The sequence below is a fragment of the Streptomyces sp. ISL-66 genome (assembly GCF_018614135.1).
Taxonomy (GTDB): domain Bacteria; phylum Actinomycetota; class Actinomycetes; order Streptomycetales; family Streptomycetaceae; genus Streptomyces.
Genome location: NZ_JAGGOW010000077.1, coordinates 45,836 through 59,043 on the forward strand (window position 1 = coordinate 45,836; position 13,208 = coordinate 59,043).

The following is a 13,208-nucleotide window of genomic DNA, read 5'->3' on the forward strand; positions in this document are numbered from 1 at the left end:
GCAGGCCGGAAGCTCATCAGCAGGGGCCGGGACGGCCCCATTCCCACGTTGGACGACCCTTTTTGACCCCCTGCAGGACGAGGTAATCGGACCCCTTTTCTTTCCTTGATCAATTAGACCGAACGCAGACCGTAGAACTAGATGCATAGACCACAAGCCCGCACACCTATGCATCACGATCCTATGGGTGTTAATGATCTTGAAAATCCCCTACTCTGAGTCGCGATGCTTTCAATCTCCGCAGGTTCAGACCCCGCCTACCTCACGCGTGAGGTAGCGGCTGGTGCTGAGCACTACTACGCCCGGAGCGTGGACCTGCAGGGGGAGCCGCCCGGCTACTGGCTTGGAGAGGGCGCGGCCGAGTTGGGGCTGGAGGGAACGGTCGACAACGAGGTCTTCACCGACCTCTACAAGGACTGGATCGACCCCCGGAAGCGCGACGAGATGCTGGAGCGTCTCGCGGCGATCCCTCACGAGGAGGGCACGCCGGAGTACGCCAAGGCCGAGAAGGCGATCCGCAAGGACGCCCGGCTGGGGAACGCTCCGAAGAACTACGAGAAGAGCTTCCAGCGGCGGTTCGAGGCCGCGCTGAGCGACGCCCAGGCGCAGACGCCGGGGGTCGAGCTGACCCCGGAGCGGGTCAAGGCCATCGAGCTGGACACCCGGAAGCACTCACCGTCAGCGACGCTGTACTACGACCTGACGTTCAGCGCGCCGAAGAGCTGGAGCGTTTACCACGCGAGCCTGCAGGTGAAGGCCGCCGAGTGCCGCAAGGCTGGTGACCTGGAAGGCGCCGAGCGGTACGCCGCGAAGGCTGACCGGGTCTGGGATGCCTGGAAGGTCGGCGTAAAGGCTGGTCTGGAGCACATGCAGGACGAGGCCGGCTACACCCGGCTGGGGCACCACGGGAAGAAGGTCGAGGGCCGCTCGACCGGACGCTACGTCAAGGGCGAGGGCTTCATCGTCTCCGCCTGGGCGCAGCACACGAGTCGAGACGACGACCCCCAGCTCCACGTGCACGCGACGGTCTTGAACAAGATCAAGGCCGTCGAGATCGACCCGGTGACCGGCGAAGAGCGCGTGACCTGGGGATCGGTCGACGGGAACGGCCTGTGGGTCCACAAGCAGGCCGTGGGCCACCTCGCCGAGCGAATCGCCGAGCAGGAGCTGGAGCGCACGGAGGGCGTGCGATTCGCGACCCGCCCGGACGGCAAGGCCCGCGAGATCGTCGGCATCGACCAGGACCTGCGCGACGGGTTCTCCTCGCGCCGCGTCGCCATCAAGGCCGAGGTCGCCGAGGTCGCGAAGGCGTACGAGGAGCGGTACGGCACAGCCCCCTCCCCGTACGTGCTGGCCCGGATGTCCGAGGACGTCACCCTGCAGCAGCGGCAGGCGAAGAAGCACGACGCCGTCACCCGTGACCAGCTGCTCGACCGGTGGGAGGCGTTCAGCCAGGAGCGGTTCCGCGACTCGCTGGCCAACGTCCCCGACCAGGTCGAGCACGAGTCCGCGCTGCACGACCTGCACCGCCCGTACAAGGAGTTCGACCCCGAGCGCATCCAGCAGCGCGCCATCGCCGCAGTTCAGGAGCAGAAGGCGACGTGGCGACGGTCAGACCTGATCGTCGAGCTGAACCGGCAGCTGCCGGACACGCTGGGCGGGATGGAGGCCCACGAGGTACGCGACCTGCTCAACCGGCTCGCGGACGAGGCCCTGGACCCGACCAGCGACAACGGCGTGGTCTGCGCGACCGCGCCGCACCTGGTCGAGATCCCCGTCGAGCTGCAGCGCGCGGACGGCTCCTTCGTCTACGAGCCGGCCGACAACAACGTGAACCGGTACGCGACCGAGCGCCACATCGCGACCGAGGAGCGGATGCGGACCTTCGCAGGCGAACGCGGCGCCCCGACGATCCCCAGCGAACTGGTCGAGGAAGTCATCGCCCGGCGCGGCCTCAAGGGCAAGCAGGCCGATTTCGTCCGCAGCGCGGCGACGTCCGGCCGCAAGCTCGACCTGTTGATCGGCCCGGCCGGCGCGGGCAAGTCCTACACGCTCGCCGCGCTGACCGAGGTGTGGGAGTCATACGAAGGCCGCCAGGTCATCGGTCTGGCCAGCGGTGAGCGCGCCGCCCAGGTCCTCGCCGACGAGGGCCTGACCAACGTCGCCAACATCTCCATGCTGCTCAAGAAGCACGACGACATGGCCGCGGGCAAGCACGTGCCCGACGCGGAGAAGTACCGCATCGCTCCCGGCACCCTGGTCATCGTCGACGAGGCGGGCATGACCAACACCCCGGACATGGACCGCGTCCGTGCCCTGGTCGAGTCGTACGGCGCGAAGATGATCGGCAGCGGCGACCACCACCAGCTCACGGCCGTCGGGGCGGGCGGGTTGTTCGGCCAGCTCGCCGAGGAGATGCCCGGAGTCCACACGCTCGAAGAGGTCAGGCGCTTCCGCGACATCGACCCCGTCACCGGGGAGACGAAGGTCCGCGAGTGGGAGGCCAAGGCGTCGCTGCAGCTGCGCGAGGGCGACAGCGAGGCGCTGGCCCAGTACGAGCTGCACGGCCGGTTCCGGGGCGGCAGCGCCGAGGAGATGACGGAGCGCGCCTACCAGGAGTGGATCAAGGACCAGCTGGCCGGGCGCAACCCGCTGCTGGTCGCGCCGGACAACGAGACGGCCGCGGAACTCTCCGCCCGTGCCCGCGCCGACCTGGTCCGCGCCCGCCTGGTCGACGAGGACGGCGTCGTGCTGCGCACCGGGCAGCAGTACGGCGTCGAGACCAAGGCCGGCCGAGGCGACATCATCCAGATGCGCCGCAACGACCGGAACATCGGGGGCGAGAGCGGCCAGTTCGCCACCAACCGGCTCACCGCCACGGTCACCGGGATCAGCGACAACGGCTCCCTGATGGTGCAGCTGGCGGACGGCTCCCGGATGCACCTGCCCGCGGCCTACGTTCAGACCCACGTCGAGCTGGCCTACGCCAGCACCGTGCACGGCGCGCAGGGCCGCACGGTCGGGCCCTGCCACTCGCTGGTCGACGAGCAGACCACCCGCGAGGCCCTCTACGTCAGTCTCAGCCGAGGCCAGGACGGGAACTGGGCCTACGTCATCACCCACCGGGACGGCCAGGGGGTCAAGGAGGAGGACATCCCCCACTACCTCTCGGTGCTGGACCAGACGCTGCAGCGCTCCGGCACGCAGCAGACCGCCACCCAGGCCATCGCGGGCGAGCTGGAGCGCCGCGAGCACCTCGCCGCCATCCAGCCGGCGTGGGCCGGGGTCAAGGACCAGCACGCCGAGACGCGGTACGGCAAGGCCCTGCTCGACGCGCTGGGCCCCGAGGACTACGCCCGCGTCAGCAGCGGCGAGGCGTACGGAACCCTGATGAGGCTGGCCCGCACCGTCGAGGAGCGCGGTTTCGACGCCGAGGACCTGCTGGTGCGTACCGCCCGCTCGCGCGAGCTGGAGACCGCCGACGACGCCAGCAAGGCCATGCACTACCGCCTCAAGCAGGCTTTCAACCTGGTCGAGCGCGACGAGATCCGTGCGGAGAAGGCCGAGCAGCGCGAAGCCCTCGCCGCCCAGGAGCAGACGGTCGACGCCGCCATCGAGGCCGGGCAGACGACCGCTGACCCGGAGGAGTTGAAGCAGCTGCTCGACGCTGCGGACGAGGCCGCCCGGGTCCACCCGCACCAGGACGAACTTCTGCAGCAGACCCTCGCCACCCAGATGGGCGCCGAGGTCCTGGGCGCCGCGGCCGACGAGGAGATCCGCCAGCAGCAGGAGACGGCCGTCATCGAGGCCGCGACCGCCGAGCCCGTCGACCAGGACCAGCTGCAGCAGCTGGTCGACACCCGCGCGCCCGCACAGGACTCTCAGGACTTTGACCAGCTCAACATGGAGCTGCTGCTTCGCCAGTCCTTCGCCTTCCAGGTCGAGGCGGACGTCCTGCACGCCGGACAGGACAACGAGGTCAAGCAGCGCCAGGCCGCCGAGCGCGAGGCGCAGCTGGAGGCCATGGACTCCTACCGTGCCCGCACGCCGGAGATTGACGGGGACCTGGGCCGGTTCATGGGCGAGTGGGCCGAGCTGATGGACCAGCGCACCGAGCAGCTGGGCCAGCGTGTCGCCGAGCAGCAGCCGGCATGGGCGATCGAGCGTCTGGGCCCGGTGCCCGAGGACCCGACCGAGCGCGCCGACTGGGAGCTGCGCGCCGGCCGCGTCGAGCGGTACCGCGAGGCCCACTCCTTCGACAAGGAAGCCGACGCCATCGGCCAGGCCCCTCCGGACGGCGCCGTCGAGGCGCGTGCCGACTGGGAGCGAGCACGCCGTGCCCTCGGTGTGCCGGAGGAACTGGCCGACATCTCCCGCGCGAGCGAGGAGAACCTGCGCCAGTCCATCGAGCGCGCCGAGCGTGAGGAGGAGTGGGCGCCGCCGTACGTCGCCGACGACATGCAGCGGTCGTTCAAGGCGGAGCGCGACTACGAGAACCAGGCCGTGCAGATGGAGCTGCGCGCCCAGGAGATGGCGGACAAGGAGGTCGCCGAGCACGAGGAGCGCATCAACAAGGCCCTGGATGAAGTCTCGAAGGCCACCGGCTACAACGAACACCAGCAGGCCCTCGCCCAGGCGATGGCGCTGCAGCAGGTTCCCACGCTTCAGGCGGACATCGAGCCCGGCGAGCTGGTGCGCGACACCCTCGACCGGGCCGAGACCAGCCGGAACATCGCGGAGACGATGGGCGACCGCGCGCGGCAGTACCAGGAGATCCACGAGACCCGCGAGAAGTGGTTCGCCGAGACGCAGCAGGTGCGCGAAGAGGCCGACTACGCCCGGATCGAGCTGGAGCGCCGCAACCCCGTCCTGGAACCGGAGACCGCCGAGCCGGAGCCGGAGTCGGCCCCGGCCGCCACGCCGACCCCGCAGCCGTCCGCCGAGGAGCAGCTGCTTGCCGCGATGGAGCAGGCCCGCCAGGCGCAGCAGATCCTCGAACAGCGCGCCCAGGAGCGAGAGCAGGAAGCCCAGCGCGAGGCGCAGCCGCAGGCCGAAGAGGTCGACCGCGAGCGCCGCGACTCCGGCATGGACTTCGAGGCCGAGTACGAGCGGCTGGGCCGCGAGATGGCCCAGATCGACCACGGCCAGGACCACGACGTCGAGCCCGCGGGCAGCATCCCGGCCGCACCCGAGCCGCAGCCCGCCCCGGCCCCCGAGCCGCCCGCGCCCCCTGCTCCGGACATCGACATCGACATCGAGATGTAGGCCACGGGCCAGCGGGCAACCCGCTGGCCCGCCCCATTTCCTGGCTCCGTGTCACAAGAGCCCGCTACCTTGACGGACATGGCCGAGACATCGTGGTGGAACCGGGGCGGCCCGCAGCCGCCGGCCCAGCCGACCCAGGCGCCCGCGGCGCAGGACCTGCCGCCGCGCGTCGTGCGCTCACGCAGCGAGCTGGAGAAACTCCGCGACGACGCGCTGGCCTCCCAGGCCCTGCCGCCGGGCGACGCACGGATGATCTGGGTCTCTCCCGACGGCGTCGCGAGCGCGCTGGAGGCCATCATCCACACCACCCGGTGGCTGCTCGGTGAGCGCGAGTGGGCCCCGATCTCCCGGGAGCTGTACCCCTACCCCGATCTGCCGGTCCCGCTGATCCGTACGCACGCCGAGGACGCGATCTTCGGCTACAAGTGGACCGACACCTCCGAGTGGTACGCCGGCGGCGTCAAGCGCACCGTGCAGTGGGCGACGTCGGCCGACGAGGAACGCCCCATCTTCGAGTGAGCGCAGTTCCCTGACGGCACCCGCAGACTTCCAGCCCTCCCCGGCCGCGGCCGGGGAGGGCTTTCGCGTATCAAGCGGGCGTTACGGGGCCGGAAGCTGGCGTCCGTGATGTGTTGATCTCTGCTGTGCCCATAGGCTCCCGACATGCTCATCGCGAACATGTCGCCCCGGACCATGGCCAAGACCACTGACACCGGGTGGCTGTCGCACGCCCTGGTGGAGGACGAGGAAGGCTACGAGGTCGTCGGGTACGACGCCGACCACAGCAAGCAGTTCTGGGCCTGGAGCCAGCCGGAGAAGGGCAAATTCGCCTTCCCCGTGCACGCGCAGGCCGACGCCAAGTTCCACACGAAGGTCGTGCCCCCGACGGGGAAGACGATCGCGATGGTGGACTGCGGACACAGCGAGAACCACCCCTTCGTCGCGGACTCGGTGCTCCGCATCGCCGACCTGGTGATCCTGCACATGTCGCCGACCGCCGGTGACTGGGAGCGGGTCGTCGAGCCGGAGACCGCGAAGCCGTTCAAGGACATCCTGGCGAGCAGTGCCCCTTTGAGGGCCACCGGCAGGAAGCCCGAGACATGGGTGCTGCTCAACCGCACCGTGGCGAACGCGTCGTCGACCGGCTACTACCGGGAGGAGATGATCAAGGAGGGGTATCAGGTGTTCTCCACGGTCATCCCGCGCAGCGAGCGGTTCGGCGACTCCATCGGGGCGCCGGTGGAGGGTGCCGCCAAGACGGCGTTCGGTGCGCTCGTGACGGAGATGAAGAAGCGCGGGCTGCTGCCCGTTGGTAACCAGGAGGTCGGCCGGTGAGTCCCACCCGGCAGGAGATTCGAGACCAGCGTGCCGCCGCGGCAGAGGCGCGCCGGCAGTCCGAAGGGGCGAAGGCGGAGGCGACCGGCCCCGCCGAGGCGACCGTCCCGGCCCCGGCCGGGGAGCGCGACCCGGTGGCGTCGCCCGCCGCAGTGGAGCCGTACCGGCCGCAGGCGTTCACCCCGGACCTGATTCCCGAGCCCGTCGAGGTGGAGGTCGAGGCCGAAGGCGAGCTGACGCCCCAGGAAGTTGACGACCTGGGGCACTGTGAGGCCGCGTTCGGCAACGGCAACCGGGCCGAGTGGATGAAGTGGAAGGCCGCGCACGCGGTCCGCTCCCGGCGCCTGCACCGTCAGGGCGGGCGCACGTGGCCGGACTACTGTCAGGACCAGTTTGGTGAGTCGGAGTCGGAGGTCAACCGGCGCATCCAGCAGTGGCCCGTGCTCAAGGCCATCACCGAGCAGCAGGACCGGCCCCGCGCGATCCCCGACTCCCACGTCCACCGGCTGCTGCCCATGGTCGAGCAGCACGGCCAGGACACAACCGCCCGCGCGTACGTCGCGCTTCGGGTATGGGCGGCCGAGCGTCGTCACCGGGTCACGGCCGACGTGGTCGACGGCCTGGTCGAGCTGGCGCGGGTAGCCGAGCCGGTGGCGCTGACGACCGCGCGGACCTTCCAGGCCGCGATCGAGGCGAAGCCGAAGCCCAAGACGACGCGGTCCAGGAAGAAGGAAACGGCCCCGGCCTCCGCGGAGACGGCCCCGGCCGACGTCGAGACCGGCGCCCAGGAGCAAGCCGCCCCCCAGACGGGAGGTCACCCAAATTTGGGTGACTCGACGGGCGGATCCCCGACAGGCGAGAGTGCCGACGACGGCGACGAGTCGGTGGTCGAGGCGGAGATCGTGGACGAGCAGCCCCCGCACCGGGCGATCAGGATGCGCGACCTGCTGCAGGGACTGCTGGCCGGGATCGAGGCGGGCGCCCTGCACGACGCGCCGGCCGAGGCATTGAAGGACATCAGCACCGCGGCGCTGGGCATCGCGTACGCGGTCGACGAGGTCCTCAAGGACCAGTAGCGGACCCGGGCAACGCGAAGGGGGAGTCACCCAAATTTGGGTGACTCCCCCTTCTACTTCCGTCGGGCTGGGTCAGCCGGCCGGGTCCTTCTTGCTGCGCTTCTTCTCCGGGTCGGGGCGCCGGGCGATGTCCCGCTCGATCCAGTCGAAGAGACCATGGTCGGCGAAGTCATCGAGAGCGAGGGCGTCCTCCCCGTGTTCCGGGATGGCGTGCAGCGGCTCACGCAGCTTCTCCGGGTCGACGTAGCCGCACTCCTTCAACTCCTTCTTCATGAAGGTCTCGACGGCCGGCCACCACCGCATGTGCCACTCGGCCGCACGGGTCGGCGGGGCCGCCTTCTCGTACGCCCAGTGCCAGTAGGCGCACAGCCACGTCAGCTGGATCCGCAGCTGCTGGTGGCGGTACCAGCACGGCCGCCAGACGTCCTGGGCGTAGACGGGGAGAAAGATCTTGTTGCACCAGCTGTTCAGCCAGTCCCACAGCTCCCGGCACTGCTCCTTGTCCAGCTCCACCCAGTTCGGCGCGGTGCCCGGCCCCTCCGGCTCTTCCTCTTCTGCCTTGTCCTGCAGCTTCTGGACCGCGTCGGAGACCTCGCCGAGCACCTTCCGCAGTCCGGCGATGGCGTCGCCGTACTCGGCACCCTCCAGGCTCTCCAGCCGTCCGGCGAGGTCCTCCAGCCCGGAAGTGAGAGTGGTCCGCGCCTCCGAGAGGTCCCGGGCCAGCGCGAGGAGCATGTCCCCCGGCTCCAGCTTCATCAGAAGGCCCCCAGGTCGTCAGCGTCGCGCCGACGGCGGGGCGGCTGGGCCGGTCCGGTCGGCTTGCTCGGTCCGGCCGTGCCGGTGTCACGCAGCTGCTTGGGCTGCTCCTTCACCGCGGGCTGCTCGACGGGGGCGGGCTGCTCCGGCACCAGGTGCGCGGTCGGCTCGAACGAGGGCTTCTCCGGCCCGCGCTGGGGCGCGGGCGGCTTGACGACCTCTCCGGGTACGACCCGCAGGTGGTCACGCGGTCCGGGGAACCCGCCGGTGCTCCAGCCGCTGGCCGCCGGGTCCGACGTCCACGGGCTGACTTCTGCCGCCGGGGCGGGCGGCGCCCAGGGCTCTTCGGGCTGCGGTCCCCACAGGTCCGGGGCCGGGGCCTCCACCCACGGGCTGGCTTCCGGGGCCGCCGGCACGGTGGCGAGCTTGCGCTTGCGCGCCTTGAGTTCGGCCTTGGCCGCCCTCTTGTTGTCCCGGACGACGTTCTTGACGTCCTTGCGCTCCCACACCGGGGTGTAGGTGGCGACGACCGGACCGCCGAGGTACTTGCGGAACATCAGGATCTCGCCCGGGTCGAGGTACATGATGTCGGAGATCGTCATGGTCGGCTTCTCCACCCAGGTGTAGGAGGAGGAGCGGTTCGAGGTGGCGTTCAGGCCCCCCGAGTTCGATTCCGACTGGCTCTCCTGCTTGACCCGCTTCAGGCCGGTCAGCTTCGAGAGGTCTTCCAGGTGCTCGACGTTGCTCAGGCCGCCGAGGATCAGCTTTACGCAGTTCTCCCAGATGGTCTGGTAGGCGAACTTTCCGTACCGCTCGTGGATCTGCGCCGGGGACTGGAATACGGCGTGGATCGTGATGCCGATGCCCCGGCTGTCAGCCGTCCAGCGCTGCAGCGGAACGCTGCAGATCAGCGCCGCTTCGTCCAGCACGAACGTCATCGGCGGGTCCAGTCGGCCGCCGCGCGAGCGGGACGCCATCGTCCGCGCCCCTGCGTACACCTCGCTGGTCAGGCAGGTGAACAGCGGGCCCATGCCCCCGATGTCGCTGTCGTTGCCGAGCATGTAGAGCGTGTCCCGCGAGCGCAGGTACGCCTCGGTGTCGAACTGCGCGTTGGGCCGGTGCGCCGACAGGATCACGTTCTGGATGTCCGGGGAGTCCAGGAACATGAAGGTCTGGGAGAGCGTGCCGAACACGTTCTCCAGCGTCGTCGCCTTGCCGTCGACCTTCTGCTGCTGCTCCAGGTCGTCCTGCCAGCCGCGGGGCGCGATGTCCACGTGCTTCTGGAAGATCTCGATCGCTTCGTAGCGGTGCGGCTGCTTGGACCACCGGGCCACGTCGATCAGGGACAGGCCCTCGACGTCAGCGGCCCACATGAATGCCTTGAGCACCCGGTAGGAGCTGGAGGTCCAGAAGTTCCGGTTCTCCATGCCCTTGGTGAAGTCGGAGCCCTCCAGCAGGGCCTTGGCCCGTCGCTTGGAGCGCTCGATGCCGAGCTTCGGGTCCGAGCAGCCGATGACCGGGTCCCACGCGATGTTCGAGGGCCGGTCGGCCAGACCCTCCGGGTTCCAGATCAGGATGTTGCCGACCCGGGCGCGGATCGCTTCGGTCAGCTCGACGATGTCGTACTTCGTGCTGGTGGCCAGCACCGCACCCACCGCGTCCAGCAGCCAGTTGCCCAGCTTGGCCGTCTTGCCCGCACCCATCGGGGCGAGCATCAGGGAGGACTCCTCGATCGCCGCGTACAGGTGCAGGCCGGTCTTGCGGTCGCGTCCGATGTAGAAGCCGACGGCGTTGGTCGGCACCTTCCGGGCGGGGACGTCCGTGAGGCTGGGCCGCAGGACCTTGCGCTTCTTGACCAGCGGGGCGCGGGTCATCTGCTTCTTGAGCCGCTTCCTGTCCGCGAAGCCGTCGCTCTCGCGGCCGAAGTCCATGTTCGTCTTCACGTACATGTAGCCCGCGCCGACCAGGCCGACCACGAGTCCGGTCGTCAGGAGGGGTTGCGCGGCGAAGAGTTCCCCGGCGCCGTCGGCCAGGCCGCCGAAGATCGTCCCGAGGATGTCGCCCGCGTCCCCGGTGGTGTCGGTGGGGGTGATCTCCCCCGCCGCGAGGAACGTGGTGGGCACGCCGAGCGCCGTAACGCGCACGCCCGACCCGCGCCAGAAGGGGGCCTCGCTGAACAGCGGGCTCCGAGGGGCCGGCTGCTGGTGTTCGGCCGTCTCCGGGATGTCTTCCGGAGACGTCGAGTCGATGTGGTTGCTGCCCTTACTGTTGTCGTTCACGAGGGTCTCCTCCTTCGTCAGGGCCCCGGTGCTGCAGCCGCCAAGCTCAGTAAGCACCGGGGCCACTCCTGTCTGTATACGTCCCTGAACTGACAAGTGCGGCATGGTTATCGCCGATCGTTACGGACCTACCGCGCACGGTTGCGCGGCTTCCCGCCGGGCGGGATGACCTGGGCAGATTGCCCGCCAGACCGGACACCTTCGTGTTCGGTCCGCCCATCCCGCCGGTGGTGGTCACCGGTCCGCCGATCATGCAGAGCCGGGCCTGTGGACAGAGCCCGGCGATTTCCGGGCTCACTTCTCGACGCCCTCGAACTCCCGCTCTTCCGTGTCTTCGTGTGTACGGGGGTGGGGCAAGCCCGCCGCCTCCGCGTCTTCCTGGTCGATGGCCCGCAGGTGGTTGCGGACCGCGTCCAGGCCGAGGCCCACCTGATCCATGAGCTGCGCGGCGATCTTCCGCTGGGACTGCTGCCGGTCCTCCGGGCTCATCTCGTTGAGCAGCTCACGAAGGCGCTGACGGGTGTCCCCGCCCCCCGAGCCGATCCGGGCGTCGACCCGGCCGGGCTGCTGGGCGCGCGCCGCGACACCGGCCGCCTGCTGGCGTTCGATCGAGGCCAGGCGCTCCTCCAGCCGCAGCGCGTTCTCGCGCTCTTCCCGCGCTTCCTTCTCTGCCTTGGCCGCCACCGCGGTCAGCCGGTCACGTTCGTCCACGAACGTGCCCAGGCGCTCCTCCAGCGCCTTCTGCACACCTTCCAGGCGCAGGACTTCCTCCCGGCCCCGGGTGACTTCCTGCTGCAGTTCACCGGTCGAGTCGGTCAGCTTCCCGCGCTCCTCCATGAGCGTGGTGAGCTGCTCGCGGGTCTCCTCCAACTCCTTGACCGTGCGCTGGTAGAGCTGGCCGGCCGTGGCGTCGCTGCTCTCCAGCAGGGCCCGCTCATCCCGGAGCGCCTTGAGGCGCTTCTCTTCCTTCTCCCGGTCGGCCGTCACCTGCTTCTGGGACTCCTCCGCCTCCTTACGGACCCGCTCCAGCTCCTCCTTGACGGCCGCGAGCTGGCCCGCGGCTTCCTCGACCGCCTTCTCCGCCTTGCGCCGGGTGTCCTCCGCCGCCTCCGCAGTCTTGCCCGCCTCGATCGCACGCTTGTTGCTCTTCACGAACTCGGCGTTCGCCGCGATGTTCAGCTCCTCCAGCACCGTCATGGCCGGGCTGTCGGGCCCGTAGTCGAGCAGGGCCACGTCGTCGGCCCGGGTCAGCCACGCCATGCGCTGCATGAGCTGCAGACCCTGCTCGGGGTCCTGCGTGTCCGCCATCTCCAGGGCGCCCTGCGCCTTCGGCCGGATCTTCTTCTCCAGCTCCCTGTTCAGGGCGTCGAGCCGCTTCGCCTCCTCGGAGACCTTGCCCCGGCCGCGCGGCGCGACGGCCACGCCGACGACCTTCTCCAGCTCCTTCTTCTCCAGGAGCGCCTTGCGCAGTTCGTACGAGGCGTCCGCAGCATCCCGCGCGCGGGCCCGGCGGACCATCTCGTCTGCGCGGTCGTTGACGTCCAGGCCCGCCACGCGGTAGCCCCAGGCCCACAGTCGCCGCCACAGCAGCCCGGCCAGCCGGAACGGACCGGGCTTCGCGCCCTCGGGCCGCTTGGTGTCCTCTTCCTCTTCCGCGCCGGCGAGCGCGTTCTTGAGCGGCATGTAGATGACCCAGCCCGCGCCGATCGGCATGATCGCGAGGAAGGGCGCTGCCACCAGGTTCGGGGCGTGAGCGACGTTCACCGCGGCCGACGCGAAGATGAAGGCCCAGGCGGTGCCCCGCATGATCTTCAGCTGACGCGTCCACCGTCTACGCGGGTCGGCGTCCGCCATCTTGTACATGTTCGAAAACAGCTTCATTTCCAGCACGTCGAACATGCTCACGAAGCCGACTGCGAAGAAGAACGACAGCCCGACCTGGTCCTGGGCGAATCCCCACAGGCCGTTCAAGGACACCGCGATGCCGCCGAGCAGCGGCTTGGGGTCCATGTGCAGGGGTTCGGGAGGAAGGGACTGCCCCTTCTCGCGGGCGAGGGCGACAGCCTCGCGGTGGTGCTTGTCCCTCTCCGCCTGCTGCTTCGAGGCCCGGGAGAAGGCCAGGAAGGCCGCGATCAGCAGCGTGAGGAGCACGGCGCCGACAATGGCCAGCAGGATCCAGGTGGGCGCGTCCCTCAGGACGCGTTCGGCCTTCGCCTGCCAGTCCAGCTGACCGAATCCGGCTGCTGACCAGTACGGATCTGTGCCCGTACCCTGGTCGTGGCGCATCTAGTCAACTCCAATCCTTGCGTCGGGCCTCAGCGGTGATAGCGCACCGCTGGGGCGTTTTTCATGCGTTGCGGCGAGCCAGGTATTCGTCCAGCGCGGCGTCGACCAGGTCCTGCAAGTTGATGTCGTGGCCGGCGGCGTAGACCTTCGCCCTCTTGCGCACCGACACCCGGACGCGGGCGGAGAAGTTGCCCCGGGGCTCGGGCTTCGT

At 69.7% G+C, this 13,208-nt stretch carries 7 protein-coding genes; 4 read left to right on the plus strand and 3 right to left on the minus strand.

What is annotated here, in order from left to right:
• Nucleotides 1–225 precede the first annotated feature (225 nt).
• From mobF to J7E97_RS16285, 4 genes are all read left to right on the plus strand, one after another.
• Nucleotides 226–5,265: a MobF family relaxase gene (gene mobF / locus J7E97_RS16270; RefSeq protein ID WP_251054643.1), complete on the plus strand. Its 5,040-nt coding sequence runs from the start codon at nt 226–228 to the stop codon at nt 5,263–5,265.
• A 78-nt stretch (nt 5,266–5,343) separates the two neighbouring features.
• Entirely contained in the window at nt 5,344–5,784 is a 441-nt protein-coding gene (locus J7E97_RS16275; RefSeq protein ID WP_215027649.1) for a hypothetical protein, read from the plus strand.
• Between the two features lie 144 nt (nt 5,785–5,928).
• Nucleotides 5,929–6,600, plus strand: coding sequence for a ParA family protein (locus J7E97_RS16280; protein ID WP_215027652.1), 672 nt, complete (start codon nt 5,929–5,931; stop codon nt 6,598–6,600).
• Nucleotides 6,597–7,676 (plus strand): hypothetical protein, encoded by a 1,080-nt coding sequence (locus tag J7E97_RS16285; protein ID WP_215027669.1) that lies wholly within the window; start codon nt 6,597–6,599, stop codon nt 7,674–7,676. The genes J7E97_RS16280 and J7E97_RS16285 overlap by 4 nt, the downstream gene beginning before the upstream one ends.
• Before the next feature lie 72 nt (nt 7,677–7,748).
• Here the strand turns inward: J7E97_RS16285 and J7E97_RS16290 are convergent, their stop codons facing one another.
• From J7E97_RS16290 to J7E97_RS16300, 3 genes are all read right to left on the minus strand, one after another.
• Nucleotides 7,749–8,432, minus strand: coding sequence for a hypothetical protein (locus tag J7E97_RS16290; protein ID WP_215027671.1), 684 nt, complete (start codon nt 8,430–8,432; stop codon nt 7,749–7,751).
• Nucleotides 8,432–10,711: a TraM recognition domain-containing protein gene (locus J7E97_RS16295; protein ID WP_308346531.1), complete on the minus strand. Its 2,280-nt coding sequence runs from the start codon at nt 10,709–10,711 to the stop codon at nt 8,432–8,434. Before J7E97_RS16295 ends, J7E97_RS16290 begins: the two co-directional genes overlap by 1 nt.
• A gap of 294 nt (nt 10,712–11,005) precedes the next feature.
• Complete coding sequence (locus J7E97_RS16300) at nt 11,006–12,997, minus strand: hypothetical protein (protein WP_215027675.1); 1,992 nt, start codon at nt 12,995–12,997, stop codon at nt 11,006–11,008.
• Nucleotides 12,998–13,208 lie beyond the last annotated feature (211 nt).